Source organism: Rhizobium sophoriradicis (genome assembly GCF_003939025.1).
Lineage (GTDB): Bacteria > Pseudomonadota > Alphaproteobacteria > Rhizobiales > Rhizobiaceae > Rhizobium > Rhizobium sophoriradicis.
The window spans coordinates 148,515-164,128 of record NZ_RQIH01000015.1 but is presented as its reverse complement, the minus strand read 5'-3'; the positions used below and the strand labels follow the sequence as shown (position 1 = coordinate 164,128).

Below are 15,614 nucleotides of genomic sequence, written 5' to 3'. Positions count from 1 at the left end.
GCGATATCCGCTCCCACTGCTCGTCCCGAAGGATCAGACGATCCAAAACACCCATGACTGCCTCCAAAAGACAGTCTTGAATCTGATTTGCTCAGCCTTGGGAATCCCAAGAGTCCACACCGCCTAGAGCATGATGCCGAAAAATGTGAGCGGTTTTCGGACGACATCATGCTCTAACTCTTTAACTTAGAACAGGATTCAGATTTTAGACCGGGTCAGCCTAAAATTTGAATCCTGTTCTAGGAAGCGCCTTCCTCATCGCCGGCGAAGGAAGAGACCGGAACGACTGTTTCCTCCTTCACCGTCTTGGTGACGATATAGGTGAAGTAGCGGTCGATGCCGAGTTCGCGGTCGAGAAGCCCATCGACCAGTCGCTGGTAGGCGTCGATATTGGCCGTCATGATCTTCAGAATGTAATCGACGCCGCCACCCACCGACCAGCAGGCGACGACCTCGGGGATTGCGGCAATGGTACGTTCGAAGCGCTCGAAATCGGCCTGGCGATGATTGGCGAGCGTCACCTCCATCATCACGCTGGCAACCGGCGCGATGCGCCGCGGGGCGAGGCGGGCGTGGTAGCCGGTGATAACACCGGCCTTTTCGAGCTTGCGCAGCCGCATCCAGCAAGGCGTCGGCGACAGTCCGGCTTTTTCGGCCAGCGCCAGCTTGGTGATGCGGCCGTCGCGCTGGACGGCGTCGAGAATGCGCAGGTCGATGGCGTCGAGCTTCATGGTGCTTTCTTCAGAACGAAATCATTTCAAACGCAGCGAAAAGACAATGAAAGCGCATTTTGGCATTGTCAATTGAACTGATTTTCAGCACTGTTGAAATCATGACAAATTGGCGCCCCGATCCCTCGCAACTCCGCCGGCCGGCCTATCTTTCGCTGGCCGAGCAGATCGCCAACGCGATCACCGACGGCAAGCTCTCCGACGGGGTGCAATTGCCGCCGCATCGCAAGCTGGCGGATGATCTGCATCTTTCCGTGCAGACGGTCAGCCGCGCCTATGACGAGCTCAGCCGCCGGGGGCTGATCTCAGGCGAAATCGGCCGCGGCAGTTTCGTGCAGACGCGGCCGCCTGAGCCGGAGCCGCCCTATCTGCCGGAACGGCTGGGCGAGGTGATCGATCTGTCGATCCTGAAGCCGGTCTGCGAGCAGATCCATCTGGAGAAAATGCGCCAGGCCTTCGGCTGGCTTTCCGAAAACCTGCCTTCCAGCTCGGCCCTGTCGTTCCGGCCGAATATGGTGTTTCCGCGTCACCGCGTTGTTGCCACCGAATGGCTGGCGCGCTGCGGACTCGACGCGTCGCCGCTCAACATCAGCCTGACGAATGGCGCGACCTCCGGCATGACGGTGGCGCTGATGAGCGTCGCGCCGCCCGGCTCGACGATTGCGACCGAAGCGGTCAGCCACCATACGCTGGTACCGCTCTGCGGCTATCTCGGCCTGCACCTCGAAGGGTTGGCGATCGACGAGGAAGGCATGATCCCCGAAGCGCTGGACGAGGCCTGCCGGACCGGGCCGATCCGGGCAATTTTCCTGCAGCCCTCGGTGATCAATCCGATGGCGGCGCTGATGAGCGCCGAGCGCCGGCAGGCGCTTGCCGCCGTCGCCGCCAAGCATGATATAGCGATCATCGAAAACGACATTCTCGGGCCGATGATCGAGGACCGGGCGCCGCCGATGGCAGCCTTCGCGCCGGAGCGCACGCTCTACGTCACGAGCTTCACCAAGATCACCGTTCCCGGCCTCAGGATCGGCTATCTCGTCGCGCCCGACCGCTATGTCGCCGCCGTCGCCAACCGGCATCTCGTCTCGAGCTGGATGGCGACGCCTGCCATGGCCGAGATCGCCACCCGCTGGGTCAGCGACGGCACGGCGATGGAACTCGTCAACTGGCAGCGCCGCGCCCTTGTCGGACGCCACGCGATCGCGGCGGAGATGCTGGCCGGCCTGTCCTATCGAACGCACCCGCAAAGCCTGCATATATGGCTGCCGCTGTCCGGCAGCCATACGGAGGATGGTTTCGTGTCGCAGGCAAGGCTGCGCGGCGTGGCGATCGCGCCGGGCAAATCCTTCCACACCACCGATCACGGCTGGCGGCCGGCGGTGCGCATCTCGCTCGGCTCGACGACGGAAGGCGAGCTGCGGACAGGACTCGGGATCGTTGCCTCGCTGGCGCAGGGAAATCCGGAGGAACTGCTGCTTGCGATTTGACGCTGCCGCCGCATTTGCCGGCAGGCGCAGAATAATTGTCATGATATTATTTTACAATTGACATGATTTTCGTGGGCCGTCATCGTTAGGTCATTGCTTGTCTCAACAAGGAGAGACATGAATGCCCGCGCCCATCATCCGCATTGACAACATCGTCAAGAGATACGGCCCGCTGACCGTGCTCGACGGCCTGTCGATGAATGTCATGCCGGGCGAGAAACTGGCGCTGATCGGGCCGTCCGGCTCCGGCAAGACGACGATCCTGCGCATCCTGATGACGCTGGAGACGATCAGCGGCGGCCATATCGAGGTCGACGGCGAGCAGCTCTACCACATGCCTGGTGGCAGCGGACTGGTGGCGGCCGATGAGCGGCACCTGCATCGCATGCGGGAAAAGATCGGCATGGTCTTCCAGCACTTCAACCTGTTCCCGCATAAATGCGTCCTCGACAACGTGACGCTGGCGCCGATGCTGACCAAGGGCATCAAGCGGCCGCACGCGGAGAAGCGGGCGATGGAGCTTCTCGATATGGTCGGTCTTGCCGACAAGGCCAAAAGTGTGCCGGCGCAGCTTTCCGGCGGGCAGAAGCAGCGCGTCGCCATCGCCCGGGCCTTAGCGCTGTCGCCGAAGATCATGCTGTTCGACGAGGTGACCTCGGCACTCGACCCGGAATTGGTCGAGGAGGTGCTGAACGTCATGCGGAAGCTCGCCTCCGAGACCGATATGACGATGCTTCTCGTCACCCACGAAATGGGCTTTGCCCACGACTTTGCCGACCGCGTGCTGTTTTTCGACCGCGGCAGGATCGTCGAGGAAGGCAGGCCCGGCGACATCTTCCGCAATCCGACGCAGGAAAGGACGCAGACCTTCCTGCGCAAGATCATCGCGGCAGGGCACCGCGTCTGATCTCAGACATTGCCCGCAAAGAACAAAACGCAAAGAGAAAGCCAGAGGAGTTGGGAACGATGAAAGCAGGATATGTTTTGAGCGCCGTCAGCCTGTCGGTGCTTCTGGTTACGGCGGCCGCTCCGGTATCCGCCGCCGATGACAAGCTCGAACAGCTGAAGGAACAGGGTTTTGCCCGCATCGCCATCGCCAACGAGCCGCCATTCACGGCCGTCGGCGCCGACGGCAAGGTTTCTGGCGCCGCCCCCGACGTGGCGCGCGTGATCTTCGAAAAGCTCGGCGTCAAGGAAGTGGTCGCCTCAATCTCGGAATACGGCGCGATGATCCCCGGCCTGCAGGCCGGCCGCCACGACGCGATCACCGCCGGCCTGTTCATGAAGCCGGAACGTTGCAGCGCCGTTGCCTATTCCGAACCGATCCTCTGCGATGCCGAAGCCTTCGCTCTCAAGAAGGGCAATCCGATGAAGCTGACGAGCTACAAGGATATCGCCGACAATCCGGATGCCAAGATCGGCGCGCCGGGCGGCGGCACGGAAGAGAAGCTGGCGCTGGAAGCCGGCGTGCCGCGTGACCGCGTGATCGTGGTTCCGGATGGGCAGAGCGGCATCAAGATGCTGCAGGACGGCCGCATCGACGTCTATTCGCTGCCGGTCCTGTCGATCCACGATCTGATGGCGAAGGCGAAGGATCCGAACCTCGAAACCGTCGCCCCCGTCGTCAATGCACCGGTCTATTGCGACGGCGCCGCTTTCCGCAAGCAGGACGTCGCGCTGCGCGACGCCTTCGACGTCGAGCTGAAGAAGCTGAAGGAATCGGGCGAATTCGCCAAGATCATCGAGCCCTACGGCTTCTCGGCCAAGGCGGCGATGTCGACGAGCCGCGAAAAGCTCTGCGCCGCAGCCAAGTAACCTGATGTGAGCACACCGGCCATGCACCCTGCCATGGCCGGTCCGCCCCGCACGATCTCCAGAGAAGTGAGTTGCCGATGTCGGTATGGTCCGGCTATCTGACACTGATCCTTCAGGGCGCCCTGGTGACGCTCGAACTGACGGTCATGGGATCGGCACTGGCGCTCGTCATGGCCTTCGTGGCCGGCCTCGGCCGCCTGTCGCGCTTCTTTGCCGTCCGGGCTCTGGCGACCGCCTATATCGAATTCTTTCGCGGCACCTCGATCTTCGTCCAGCTCTTCTGGGTCTATTTCGTCCTGCCTTTTGCCGGTCTGACGCTGACGCCGCTGCAGGCCGGCGTGCTGGCTCTCGGACTGAATGTCGGCGCTTATGGCGCGGAGGTGGTGCGGGGCGCCGTCAAGGCCGTCGGGCGCGAACAGTCGGAGGCCTGCATCGCGCTCAACCTGTCGCGCTACCAGCGCATGCGCCACGTCATCCTGCCGCAGGCGCTGCCGCTGATGCTGCCGACCTTCTGCAACAATGCGATCGAGCTCTTGAAGGGCACGGCCGTCGTGTCGTTGATCTCGCTGACGGACATGACCTTTCAGGCGCAGGTGGTGCGGGCGCAGACCGGCAATACGCTGGTGCCTTTTGCGGCGATCCTCATCCTCTATTTCCTCATGGCCTCCGCCATCTCGGCGGCGATGCGCCTGCTGGAGCGGCGGATGACACGCGGCCTCGACGGCATGAGGACCTGATCATATGGAATGGGATTGGGAGTTCGTCTGGCAGATCATGCCGACCCTTCTCGAAGGGTTCAAGATCACTATTCTTGCCACCATCCTCGGCGCTGCGGTCGCCATGGTCGCCGGGCTGGGGCTTGCCATCGCGCGGCGATCCCCGGTCGCCGTCATTTCCCGGACGGTCGGCTTCGTCTCGGAATTCATTCGCGGCACACCGCTGCTGGTACAGCTCTACTTCATCTTCTACGTGCTGCCCGATATCGGCATCCGGCTGTCGCCGCTCACTGCCGGCGTCATCGGCATCGGCATTCACTATGCGACCTATACCGCGGAGGTCTATCGCGCCGGCATCGAGAACGTTTCGCGCGGACAATGGGAAGCGGCCAAGGCGACCAATCTGACGACGCGCCAGGCTTGGATCCACGTGATCTTGCCGCAGGCGATCCCACCGATGATCCCGGCACTCGCCAATTATTTCATCGCCATGTTCAAGGAAACGCCGCTGCTTTCGGCGATCACCGTGCTCGAACTGATGAACCAGGCAAAGAGCATCGCCAACAGCAACTACCGCTATATCGAGCCGATGACGTTGGTCGGCGTCTTTTTCCTCGTCATCAGCCTGATCTCGGTTCTCGGATTGCGCTGGCTCGAGGAGCGTTACGCCAGGATGGATGACTGAGATGACAAGGATCGAAATCATACCCGCCGGCCGGCGGCCACGGCTGGACGACCGGCCGCTCGAAAAGCGCATCGGCCTCGTCATCCTGGCGACCGACCACACAACCGAAGTCGACTTCCAGCGTATGGTCGCCGGCGACAGCATCGGCGTCTATGTCAGCCGCATCCATTATGCCAATCCGGTGACACCGGAAAACCTCTTGAAGATGCAGCCGTCGCTGACGGAAGCCGCCGGGCTGATCCTGCCGGATGAGGCGCTGGATGCGATCATGTATTCCTGCACCTCAGCCTCGGTCGTCATCGGCGACCACAATATCGAGTCGGCGATCCATGCGGCCAAGCCGGGTGTTTCGGTGGTGACGCCGACGGCGGCGGCGGTGAAGGGCCTGAAGGCGCTCGGCGCCCGCCGGATTTCGGTGCTGACGCCTTATACGATCGAGACCAGCCGGCCGATGGCGGAGTATTTCACGGATCTCGGCTTTGCGATCGACCGCTTCACCTGCCTCGGCCTGAGCGACGACCGCGAGATGGCCCGGATCGCGCCGGATGAGATCGCGGCCTTCGCGCGTGAGGCGCTGGCGCCGCAGTCCGACGCACTGTTCATCTCCTGCACGGCCCTGCGCGCCGCACAGGTCGCCGCCCGCATCGAAATGGAAACCGGCAATCCGGTGGTGACTAGCAATCTCGCAACCGCCTGGGCCTGCCTCAGGCTTTGCGGCGATGATCGGGCGCGGCCCGAGCTCGGCCGGCTGATGACCATGCCCTATGGGGAAGGCTGAGATCATGGTGAGCGCCTTGCCGGTTTCGCTGGAGGATATTCGCGCAGCAACGCGGCGGATCGCCGGCCGGGTCGTCGAAACACCGATGGTGCTGTCGGCATCGCTTGCCGAGATTGCCGGCGCTCCGGTCTGGCTGAAACTTGAACATCATCAGACGACGGGCAGCTTCAAGCTGCGCGGGGCGACCAATGCGGTGCTGTCATTGTCACCGGCAGAGCGAGCGCGCGGCGTCGTCGCCGCTTCGACCGGAAATCACGGCCGGGCGCTTGCCCATGCAGCGAAGGCGCAAGGCGCGGTCGCGACGATCTGCATGTCGCGGCTGGTGCCGGAGAACAAGGTTGCGGAAATCCGCCGTCTCGGCGCCGATGTGCGCATCGTCGGCCGATCACAGGACGAGGCGCAGCAGGAAGTCGACCGGTTGGTGCGAGAGGAGGGGCTGGTGATGATCCCGCCTTTCGACCATCCTGACGTCGTCGCCGGGCAGGGGACGCTGGGGCTCGAAATCATCGACGCCTTGCCTGAGGCGGCAACGGTGCTGGTGCCGCTTTCGGGCGGCGGCCTTGCGGCGGGCGTCGCCGCCGCGGTCAAGGGCGTCAATCCCAAGACGAAGGTGATCGGCCTGACGATGGAACGGGGCGCGGCGATGAAGGCGAGCCTCGATGCCGGACGGCCGGTGCAGGTCGAGGAGGTGAGGAGCCTTGCCGACTCGCTCGGCGGCGGCATCGGCCTCGACAATCGCGTGACCTTCGCCATGTGCCGCGAACTTCTCGACGGCGTCGTCCTGCTGACGGAGACGGAGATCGCCGCCGGCATGCGCCATGCTTATGCCGGCGAGGGCGAGATTATCGAGGGGGCGGGCGCAGTCGGCATAGCAGCACTGCTGGCCGGAAAGATCCGCTCCGGCGGCCCGGTCGTTGCGATCCTTTCGGGACGGAATGTCGATATGGAACAGCACCGCCGCGTGATCAACGGCGAGGGTGCGGCGTTCGCGGAGGATAACCCATGAGCCGCATGATCATTCTGACGGAAGCGGAATTGCGAGAGATCGTCGGGCTCGATGCCGACGCGGTCGCTTGCGTCGAGCAGGCCTTCGCGGCACTTGCGACGAAGGCGGTCGCCATGCCGCCGATCCTGCGGCTCGACATTCCCGAGTATCGGGGTGAGGTCGATGTGAAGACCGCCTACATCCCCGGCATCGAGGGTTTCGCGATCAAGATCAGCCCCGGTTTCTTCGACAATCCGAAGATCGGCCTGCCGAGCACCAACGGCATGATGGTGCTGCTGTCGAGCCGGACCGGACTGGTGCAGGCGCTGCTCCTCGACAACGGCTATCTCACCGACGTGCGCACCGCCGCGGCCGGCGCCGTCGCGGCAAAATATCTGTCGCGGCAAAATTCCAGCGTGGCGGCGATCTTCGGCGCCGGCATGCAGGCGCGGCTGCAGCTGGAAGCGCTGACGCTGGTGCGGCCGATCCGTGACGCCAGGATATGGGCGCGGGATGCGGCCAAGGCTAAGGGCGTGGCTGCGGAACTGGCGGCTAGGCTCGGCTTTCCCGTCAAGGCGATATCCGACCCGCGGCAAGCAATGTCCGGTGCCGATATCGTCGTGACCACCACGCCGGCGGAAAAACCGATCATCGACGCCGGCTGGCTCGAACCCGGGCAGCATCTGACGGCCATGGGATCGGATGCCGAGCACAAGAACGAGATCGATCCCGCGGCCATCGCCGGCGCCGGCCTCTATGTCGCCGACAGCCTGAAGCAGACGCGCCGGCTGGGTGAGCTTCACCATGCGATCGAAGCGGGCCTCGTCGAAAGGGATGCCGATTTCGCCGACCTCGGCCTGATCGTCGTCGGGCGGATGTCGGGCAGGACGAGTAGCGACCAGATCACCATCGCCGACCTCACGGGAACCGGCATCCAGGACACTGCCATCGCCACACTCGCCTTTGCCCGCGCCGGCGCGGCAAATGCCGGCACCACATTCGAAAGCTGACCGGCGCGGCGCCGGGAAAGAAGGGAAGAGATATGACCCAGCCCCATCTGAAGTTCTCGCTCGGGGAATATGCCGAGCGCCTGGAAAAGACACGGCGTGCCATGGAGGCGAAGGGCGTCGATCTGCTTATTGTCAGCGACCCCTCGAACATGGCCTGGCTGACCGGCTATGACGGCTGGTCGTTCTACGTGCACCAGGCGGTGATCGTGCCGCCGCAGGGCGAGCCGATCTGGTTCGGCCGCGGCCAGGACGCCAACGGCGCCAAGCTCACCGCGTATCTCGGCCACGACAATATCGTCGGTTACCCCGATCATTACGTGCAGTCGACCGAGCGCCATCCGATGGACTATCTCTCCGGCATCCTGACGGAACGCGGCTTCGGCAAGCTGACGATCGGCGTCGAGATGGACAATTACTGGTTTTCGGCCGCCGCTTTCGCCGCGCTGCAAAAGCACCTGCCGAATGCGCGCTTCGTCGATGCGACTGCGCTGGTCAACTGGCAGCGCGCGGTCAAGAGCGAGACCGAGATTCAGTACATGCGCAATGCCGCCCGCATCGTCGAAGCGATGCATGCCCGCATCTTCGACAAGATCGAGGTCGGCATGCGCAAGTGCGATCTGGTGGCGGAAATCTATGACGCCGGCACTCGCGGCGTCGACGGCATCGGCGGCGACTATCCGGCGATCGTGCCGCTGCTGCCGTCCGGCGTCGAAGCATCGGCACCGCATCTGACCTGGGACGACCGGCCGTTGAAGAAGGGCGAGGGTACCTTTTTCGAAATCGCTGGCTGCTACAATCGCTATCACCTGCCGCTGTCGCGCACCGTCTTCCTCGGCAAGCCGACGCAGGCGTTTCTCGATGCCGAAAAAGCGACGCTGGAAGGCATGGCAGCCGGTCTTGCGGTCGCCAAGCCCGGCAACACCTGCGAGGATATCGCCAACGCCTTCTTCGCGGTCTTGAAGAAATACGGCATCGTCAAGGACAACCGCACGGGTTACCCGATCGGCCTTTCCTATCCGCCGGACTGGGGCGAGCGCACCATGAGCCTGCGGCCGGGCGACCGGACGGAATTGAAGCCCGGCATGACCTTCCATTTCATGACCGGCCTCTGGCTCGACGACATGGGGTTCGAGACGACGGAAAGCATCCTCATCACCGACAGCGGTGTCGAGTGCCTCGCCAACGTGCCGCGCAAGCTGATGGTCAAGGATTGAGGCTGTCATGACAGAGACCCGTTTGCGGCCGTCGCCGATCAGCGCGACGGTGGATTTCGCCGCCGAGGGCGTCCAGCACGGTTTCCTCAGGCTGCCCTACAGCCGCGACGATTCCGCCTGGGGATCGGTGATGATCCCGATAACGGTCGTCAGGAACGGCAAGGGGCCGACGGCGCTTCTGACCGGCGGCAACCACGGCGACGAGTATGAGGGACCGATCGCGCTCTTCGATCTCGCCCGCTCGCTGAAGCCTGAGGAGGTGAGCGGCGCCGTCATCATCGTGCCGGCGATGAATTATCCGGCATTCCTGGCGGGCACCAGGACGTCGCCGATCGACAGGGGCAACATGAACCGCAGTTTCCCCGGCCGGCCGGACGGCGCGGTGACCGAGAAGATCGCCGACTATTTCAGCCGTGTGCTTCTGCCGATGGCGGATATCGTCCTCGACTTCCATTCCGGCGGCAAGACGCTCGATTTTCTGCCCTTCTGCGCCGCGCACATTCTGCCCAACAAGCAGCAAGAGCAAAAAGCCTTCGACTTCGTCACGGCGTTTGCCGCACCCTATTCGATGAAGATGCTGGAGATCGATGCGGTCGGCATGTACGACACGGCGGCCGAGGAAATGGGCAAGATCTTCATCACCACCGAACTCGGCGGCGGCGGCACCGCGACCGCCAAGAGTGCGGCGATCGCCAAACGCGGCGTGATAAACGTGCTGCGACATGCGGGGATCGTCGCCGGCGCCGTCGATACCGGTCCGACGACCTGGCTGGACATGCCGGATGGCCGCTGTTTCTCCTTCGCGGAGGAGGGTGGATTGATCGAAGCCGTCATCGATCTCGGTGACGTCGTCACCGAGGGTGCGGTCATCGCTCGCATCTATCCGACCGGGCGGACGGGTGAGGCGCCGCGCGAGATCCACGCCGCCATGGACGGTATTCTCTGCGCCCGGCATTTTCCGGGGCTCGTCAAACCAGGCGACTGCGTTGCGGTGATGGCGATCGTGACGAGCTGAGATGACGGGCAGGCGCGGCGAGATGCGTTTCGCCGGTCGATCACGTCAAGCCGCTTTCGGCGATCTCGACCCGGCAGCTGCCGCATCGATCTGGAATCGGCTGACAACGCCTTCCAGCGTCTGCGTCTGGCCGCCGAGCGCGCGGCAGGCCGAGACGGTTTCCGCAGCCATGGCGGCGTTGCGCTGCGTGACCTCATCGAGTGCATTGACGGAGGCGTTGATTTCCCCGATCGCCACGGCCTGCTCGGAAGATACCGAAACGATGCGGGCAATCAGGCCGGCGACCTGCTCGACCTGGCCTTCGATTTCCATAAGTGCCTTGCCGGTGCGGTTGACGAGCTCCACGCCGGTGGAAACCTGCGACGACGACGTGGAAATCAAAGATCTGATCTCCTTGGCGGCGTTGGCCGAGCGGAGAGCGAGCTCACGCACTTCCTGCGCCACGACGGCGAAACCCTTGCCGGCTTCGCCGGCGCGGGCAGCCTCGACACCGGCATTGAGCGCTAAGAGGTTGGTCTGGAAGGCGATCTCGTCGATGACGTTGACGATCTCGCCGATCTGGGCGGACGAGCCTTCGATCTTTTGCATTGCGGCGATCGCTTCGCGAACCACGGCGGCCGAATGTTCGGCGCTGTTGCGAGTCTCGGCCATCATGCCGGTCGCCCTGCCGGCATGGTTCGAAGCGTCCTTGGCCTTAGCGTTCATTACACCGAGCGTGGCGGTCGCCTCTTCGAGCATCGCCGCCTGCTGATCGGTGCGTGATGCAAGGCTGTCGGCGGCATCCGTGATGCCGGCGGAAGAACTGCCCACCTGTCTGGAAGTGTGGGCGATCTCAGCCATCGAGGCGCCAAGCGCATTCATGCTGTCGTTGAACTTCGCCCGCAACATTTCGTAGGCAGGGGCGAAGGCGGTGGTGATCCGGCAATCGAGATTGCCGTGCGACAGCTGGTCCAGGCCGTAAGTCAGCTGATCGATGACCGTCTCGCGTGTCTGTTCCTCGGCCGCCTTTTCGGCCATCTGGCTGCGTTCACGTTCGAATTCGGCATCGCGCAGCGCCGTTTCGCGCTTCTGTGCGTCCTGCCGCTCCAGCGCGTTGCGGCGGAACACCGCCACCGCCTTGGACATGGCGCCGATCTCGTCGGAGCGGTCGGAATAGGGAACCTCGGTCGAAAAATCGCCTTCGGCGAGGTTGCCCATATAGGCCTTCATGCCATCGAGCGGCACGATGGCCCGGCGGCGCAGAAGATAAAGCCCAACCAGGAGCAGGGCCAATGAGCCGAAGCCTGCGGCGCCGGCATAGATCGTCCACGTGACAATCTCCGAGGCTGCATTGCTCTCTTCGCCCTTCAGGAAAGCGTCGGAACTTGCGACGAGCTTCTCGACCGCATCCTGATGTGCATGGAAGGCGATGCGCAATTGCTCGATCGCACCATGCGCCTTGTCTTCGTCCTTGGTGTTCAGGGCTGGGATGGTCGCTCGGTTCATCACCTCCCAGAAGACATCGCCCTTGGCAAGCACATCGTTCTCGAGCTCGTCCTTCAAGGCCTGCGGCAGCCGCGTCGATTTCCAATAGGCGCGCCGGTCGTCGTAGGCGGCCTTGAGATTTGCGATTTTGGCAAGATTGGTCTCGGTCAGTTCGGGAAATTTACTGGCTTCGAAAGAGAGCATGTAGGATTCGACCACGAACAGCGGCGGCGGCAGAATATCGGCGATCAGATCCTTGCCGTAAACCACCTGCTCGTAAACCGGCCCGTTGACCTTCAGCCGTTCGAGCGCCGATTGCTGCAACCCGATCGATACGAGAAGGCCGGTCGAAACAGCAACGCCGAAGGCCACCAAACTGCGGGCAATAGTAAATGCCAAGATCGTCTCCAAATAACTTTGCGGCGTCTCTTCTTCGAGACGCCTGATTTACGTAGATCATTATTCCGCAAGAACGCTGCGATATAGTTAATACTTTTGGATCTCAGGGGCCCGGAAAAGCTATTTGCGAGCTGTCAAGTGACCAAAATTGGGTCGATCTTGCTATATTGGGTATCGAGCCATCACCCCGCCACTTTCATGGTGGAGGGGGCGGGTTATACTCCGGGTTGATCCGAGAAGCGGTTCGTCGACAATTCCATCATCTGCGACATAAGTTTGACGGCGCTGCTGGAGGCGTGTTCGGCGAACTGCTGGGTTGTGGTTGATTTATTTTCTGAAACCGTATTACACGAAGGGATGTCCTCGGATGCGGACGTCTAGCTCCTACTATAGAATAGGAAGAGAGTGATGTTGCAGCAAAAATGGTCGTCACAAGCGCTCCATCGCTAAGGGGTAGGAGCAACGCATTACAGGAACGAGTTCTACAAATCGAAATTGCTAATGCTACAACCTCACAATCAGTCTTCAGAAATCGTACTGGGTTGTCTCAGGTCATCGGCATGCACTTCGGCAGGGCGGCTTAGACATTTATGAAAGCTATGGATGAGCCCGCAGGCGAGCCGCGCAGACGAGGCCGGCCGAAAGTCTCCACCGACGAAGACAAGCGGGTGCAGATCGTCGAAGTCGCCCGCCGGGTTTTTGTGAAATATGGATATGCCGGAAGCACGACCGCGGTCGTCGCCTCCGAAGCGGGCGTTTCCAAACAGACGCTCTACCGCCTGTTTGAGAGCAAGGAAGAGCTGTTCGCCGCCGTCGTCGCTGCGCACCGGCGCCTGATGCTTGATTTGCCGCGGCCTGCCGAAGATTGTTCGATCGCCGAAAGCCTCGAACGGATCTTCATGCTCGACATGGACGAGGACAGAGATGCGGACCGCGCCGGTTTCCTGCAGCTCGTCTTCCGTGAAGCCGCGCAATTCCCCGAGCTGGTCGAAATCCTGCAACGGGAAGGCATCCTTGCCAGCCGACAGGAACTGGCCGACTGGCTGAGCGATCGCCGGGCCGAAGGCCGGCTCACCCTGGACGATCCGGTGAGCGGAGCCCGGATGCTGATGGACATGATTTTCGGAGGCATGGGACCGCCGGAGGGCCGTGCTCAGGCCTGGCCCGATCGGGCGGCCCTGCTTGCCCATCTTCGCCGCTCAATTGCGATTTTTGCCGCCGGCATTGGCGCCGCCTGAGCGAACGAGAGACATTTCTGACTCCTGGCTTCCCGGCGACGATATTCCCGTACAACTCAGTCCAACGGCAGCCGCGCCCCAGGACTGACCGGGAACCCTTTTTATAGGAGAGTTCTCCAGAAGGCGCTTGGGCGACCTCTTTGCATTCCGCATCCGCGCCAAGATCGCCGCGCATTTTGCTTAGATTAACTTTGGCAAACCGAAACGCTCAGAACGCTGCCAATAGTCCGCCCGGAGCGTAGGAAAAATGCTGCACTGCCAAAAAAATCACCACGCGCACTCCTGCGCGTTTTTTCGGCATGACCCATTGACAATTCAGCCCTGATGGCACTTGATAGGCTATTCCAGTAAAACAGACATTCGTCCATTATACTGGAATAATAGAAGCTATCCATAAGGGGAACGCCATGACCATTTCCTTTCGCGCCGGTGTGATATCGCTGGTCGCCGTCGCTTTGTTGTCCACGCCTGTGCTGGCCGAGGGCAGCAAGCTTGATGAAGTGCTGGCCCGCGGCCACCTCGTCCTCGGCACGGGCAGCACCAACGCGCCCTGGCACTTCAAGAGCGCGGACGACAAGCTTCAGGGCTTCGATGTCGACATGGGCCGTATTATCGCCAAGGCCCTGTTCGGCGATCCGGAGAAGATCGAATATGTCAACCAGTCCTCGGACGCCCGCATTCCGAACATCACCACCGACAAGGTGGACATCACCTGCCAGTTCATGACCGTGACCGGCGAACGCGCCCAGCAGGTTGCCTTCACCATTCCTTATTATCGCGAAGGTGTCGGCCTGATGCTCAAGGCGGACGGAAAATATTCCGACTATGCCGCCCTGAAGACGGCAGGTTCCTCGGTCACCATCTCGGTTCTGCAGAACGTCTATGCCGAGGCTATGGTGCATGCGGCATTGCCGGAGGCGACCGTCGATCAGTACGAATCCGTCGACCTGATCTATCAGGCGCTGGAGTCCGGTCGGGCCGACGCCGCCGCCACGGACCAGTCTTCGCTCGCCTGGTACATGACGCAGAACCCCGGCCGCTACAAGGACGCCGGCTACGGCTGGAATCCCCAGACCTATGCCTGCGCCGTCAAACGTGGCGATCAGGACTGGCTGAACTTCGTCAACACCGCTCTCCACGAAGCGATGACCGGCGTCGAATTCGATTTTTACGCCAAGTCGTTCAAGACCTGGTTCGGCAAGGATCTGACGCCACCGCAGATCGGGTTTCCGGTCGAATTCAAGTAACCCGGATGCGGGGAGCGGGAGCGCAATCCCGCTCCGCTGGAACAGAATGATATTGGTTCAGGTCGGGCAAAGATCTGAATCCTGTTTTCGAATCGAATGGTTGGAGCATGACGTCGTCCGGCCCGCTCGTACGTTCAACGGCATGCTCTGATCTGAAAGGGCCCGCATGGGTTACACGCTGAATTTCGCTGCCGTCTGGCGCAATTTCGACTTTCTTCTAAGCGGACTTGCCCTCAGCCTTGGCCTTGCAGTGATCTCGATCCTGATCGGCGCTGCCATCGGTCTCTTCGTGGCTTTCGCGCTGACGTCGAAGAACCGCTTTGCGCTCGTGCCGGCGCGCGTCTATGTCACCGTCATTCGCAACCTGCCCATTCTCGTCCTGGTGCTTTTCGCCTTTTTCGCGCTGCCGCAGATGGGTTTGCGCTTAGACAAGTACAAAAGCTTTGTGCTGGTTCTCTCCCTCTATTCCGGCGCCTATCTGGCCGAGGTGTTCCGCGCCGGACTGCTGTCGATACCGAAAGGATTGACGGAAGCCGGCCTTGCGATAGGCCTGACGGGAATGCAGATCCGCAGTTCGGTCATCGCTCCGCTGATGCTGCGCAACGTGCTGCCGTCGCTCTCCTCGACGATCATCTCGCTCTTCAAGGACACTTCGCTCGCCGCCGCAATCGCCGTGCCCGAACTGACCTTTGCCGCCCGCAAGATCAATGTCGAGAGCTTCCGCGTCATCGAAACCTGGATGGTGACATCAGCCCTCTATGTCGCCACCTGTTTCCTCATCGCCGCCTTGATGCGCCTCGTCGAGCGCCGTCTGGCCCTGCCGAGATAGT

The 15,614-nt window shown here is 62.1% G+C and carries 15 protein-coding genes; 13 read left to right on the top strand and 2 right to left on the bottom strand.

The window, feature by feature from the left end; all coding sequences use genetic code 11:
- Positions 1 to 239: 239 nt before the first annotated feature.
- Positions 240 to 731, bottom strand: coding sequence for an Lrp/AsnC family transcriptional regulator (locus EFR00_RS24695; protein ID WP_077989786.1), 492 nt, complete (start codon positions 729 to 731; stop codon positions 240 to 242).
- Positions 732 to 832: 101 nt separating this feature from the next.
- Here EFR00_RS24695 and ehuR point away from each other — a divergent pair, with 101 nt between their 5' ends.
- The 10 genes from ehuR (at position 833) to doeB (ending at position 10,436) form a co-directional block, all read left to right on the top strand.
- A complete protein-coding gene (gene ehuR / locus EFR00_RS24690; protein WP_077989884.1) occupies positions 833 to 2,218 on the top strand; it encodes a MocR-like ectoine utilization transcription factor EhuR in 1,386 nt (461 codons plus the stop codon).
- A gap of 121 nt (positions 2,219 to 2,339) precedes the next feature.
- Complete coding sequence (gene ehuA, locus EFR00_RS24685) at positions 2,340 to 3,125, top strand: ectoine/hydroxyectoine ABC transporter ATP-binding protein EhuA (protein ID WP_077989787.1); 786 nt, start codon at positions 2,340 to 2,342, stop codon at positions 3,123 to 3,125.
- Positions 3,126 to 3,184: 59 nt separating this feature from the next.
- The gene (gene ehuB, locus EFR00_RS24680) at positions 3,185 to 4,033 is read left to right on the top strand and encodes an ectoine/hydroxyectoine ABC transporter substrate-binding protein EhuB (RefSeq protein ID WP_077989788.1); all 849 of its coding nucleotides are present in this window, start codon (positions 3,185 to 3,187) and stop codon (positions 4,031 to 4,033) included.
- Positions 4,034 to 4,110: 77 nt separating this feature from the next.
- Positions 4,111 to 4,770, top strand: coding sequence for an ectoine/hydroxyectoine ABC transporter permease subunit EhuC (ehuC, locus tag EFR00_RS24675; protein WP_077989789.1), 660 nt, complete (start codon positions 4,111 to 4,113; stop codon positions 4,768 to 4,770).
- A gap of 4 nt (positions 4,771 to 4,774) precedes the next feature.
- Positions 4,775 to 5,434, top strand: coding sequence for an ectoine/hydroxyectoine ABC transporter permease subunit EhuD (gene ehuD, locus EFR00_RS24670; RefSeq protein ID WP_077989790.1), 660 nt, complete (start codon positions 4,775 to 4,777; stop codon positions 5,432 to 5,434).
- A gap of 1 nt (position 5,435) precedes the next feature.
- Positions 5,436 to 6,212, top strand: coding sequence for an ectoine utilization protein EutA (gene eutA, locus EFR00_RS24665; protein ID WP_077989791.1), 777 nt, complete (start codon positions 5,436 to 5,438; stop codon positions 6,210 to 6,212).
- Positions 6,213 to 6,216: 4 nt separating this feature from the next.
- Positions 6,217 to 7,218, top strand: a complete 1,002-nt coding sequence (eutB, locus tag EFR00_RS24660; RefSeq protein ID WP_077989792.1) for a hydroxyectoine utilization dehydratase EutB — start codon at positions 6,217 to 6,219, stop codon at positions 7,216 to 7,218.
- On the top strand, positions 7,215 to 8,207 hold the full coding sequence (eutC, locus tag EFR00_RS24655; protein WP_077989793.1) for an ectoine utilization protein EutC: 993 nt from the start codon (positions 7,215 to 7,217) through the stop codon (positions 8,205 to 8,207). The genes eutB and eutC overlap by 4 nt, the downstream gene beginning before the upstream one ends.
- A gap of 32 nt (positions 8,208 to 8,239) precedes the next feature.
- A complete protein-coding gene (doeA, locus tag EFR00_RS24650) occupies positions 8,240 to 9,421 on the top strand; it encodes an ectoine hydrolase DoeA (protein WP_077989794.1) in 1,182 nt (393 codons plus the stop codon).
- A gap of 7 nt (positions 9,422 to 9,428) precedes the next feature.
- On the top strand, positions 9,429 to 10,436 hold the full coding sequence (gene doeB / locus EFR00_RS24645) for a N(2)-acetyl-L-2,4-diaminobutanoate deacetylase DoeB (protein ID WP_077989795.1): 1,008 nt from the start codon (positions 9,429 to 9,431) through the stop codon (positions 10,434 to 10,436).
- 45 nt (positions 10,437 to 10,481) lie between these two features.
- On the opposite strand, the gene EFR00_RS24640 is transcribed toward doeB, so the two are convergent.
- Complete coding sequence (locus EFR00_RS24640; RefSeq protein ID WP_077989885.1) at positions 10,482 to 12,299, bottom strand: methyl-accepting chemotaxis protein; 1,818 nt, start codon at positions 12,297 to 12,299, stop codon at positions 10,482 to 10,484.
- 590 nt (positions 12,300 to 12,889) lie between these two features.
- On the opposite strand from EFR00_RS24640, the gene EFR00_RS24635 reads away from it, so the two are divergent.
- The 3 genes from EFR00_RS24635 to EFR00_RS24625 all read left to right on the top strand — a co-directional run bounded on the left by EFR00_RS24635 (position 12,890) and on the right by EFR00_RS24625 (position 15,613).
- On the top strand, positions 12,890 to 13,537 hold the full coding sequence (locus EFR00_RS24635) for a TetR/AcrR family transcriptional regulator (RefSeq protein ID WP_077989796.1): 648 nt from the start codon (positions 12,890 to 12,892) through the stop codon (positions 13,535 to 13,537).
- Positions 13,538 to 13,944: 407 nt separating this feature from the next.
- Positions 13,945 to 14,784, top strand: coding sequence for a transporter substrate-binding protein (locus tag EFR00_RS24630; RefSeq protein ID WP_009991027.1), 840 nt, complete (start codon positions 13,945 to 13,947; stop codon positions 14,782 to 14,784).
- A 166-nt stretch (positions 14,785 to 14,950) separates the two neighbouring features.
- The gene (locus tag EFR00_RS24625) at positions 14,951 to 15,613 is read left to right on the top strand and encodes an amino acid ABC transporter permease (protein WP_077989797.1); all 663 of its coding nucleotides are present in this window, start codon (positions 14,951 to 14,953) and stop codon (positions 15,611 to 15,613) included.
- Position 15,614 lies beyond the last annotated feature (1 nt).

What these genes read in the sequence shown, in the direction of transcription:
- EFR00_RS24695 (WP_077989786.1), bottom strand. Translation starts at nt 731, where the DNA reads ATGAAGCTCGACGCCATCGACCTGCGCATTCTCGACGCCGTCCAGCGC.
- ehuR (WP_077989884.1), top strand. Translation starts at nt 833, where the DNA reads ATGACAAATTGGCGCCCCGATCCCTCGCAACTCCGCCGGCCGGCCTAT.
- ehuA (WP_077989787.1), top strand. Translation starts at nt 2,340, where the DNA reads ATGCCCGCGCCCATCATCCGCATTGACAACATCGTCAAGAGATACGGC.
- ehuB (WP_077989788.1), top strand. Translation starts at nt 3,185, where the DNA reads ATGAAAGCAGGATATGTTTTGAGCGCCGTCAGCCTGTCGGTGCTTCTG.
- ehuC (WP_077989789.1), top strand. Translation starts at nt 4,111, where the DNA reads ATGTCGGTATGGTCCGGCTATCTGACACTGATCCTTCAGGGCGCCCTG.
- ehuD (WP_077989790.1), top strand. Translation starts at nt 4,775, where the DNA reads ATGGAATGGGATTGGGAGTTCGTCTGGCAGATCATGCCGACCCTTCTC.
- eutA (WP_077989791.1), top strand. Translation starts at nt 5,436, where the DNA reads ATGACAAGGATCGAAATCATACCCGCCGGCCGGCGGCCACGGCTGGAC.
- eutB (WP_077989792.1), top strand. Translation starts at nt 6,217, where the DNA reads ATGGTGAGCGCCTTGCCGGTTTCGCTGGAGGATATTCGCGCAGCAACG.
- eutC (WP_077989793.1), top strand. Translation starts at nt 7,215, where the DNA reads ATGAGCCGCATGATCATTCTGACGGAAGCGGAATTGCGAGAGATCGTC.
- doeA (WP_077989794.1), top strand. Translation starts at nt 8,240, where the DNA reads ATGACCCAGCCCCATCTGAAGTTCTCGCTCGGGGAATATGCCGAGCGC.
- doeB (WP_077989795.1), top strand. Translation starts at nt 9,429, where the DNA reads ATGACAGAGACCCGTTTGCGGCCGTCGCCGATCAGCGCGACGGTGGAT.
- EFR00_RS24635 (WP_077989796.1), top strand. Translation starts at nt 12,890, where the DNA reads ATGAAAGCTATGGATGAGCCCGCAGGCGAGCCGCGCAGACGAGGCCGG.
- EFR00_RS24630 (WP_009991027.1), top strand. Translation starts at nt 13,945, where the DNA reads ATGACCATTTCCTTTCGCGCCGGTGTGATATCGCTGGTCGCCGTCGCT.
- EFR00_RS24625 (WP_077989797.1), top strand. Translation starts at nt 14,951, where the DNA reads ATGGGTTACACGCTGAATTTCGCTGCCGTCTGGCGCAATTTCGACTTT.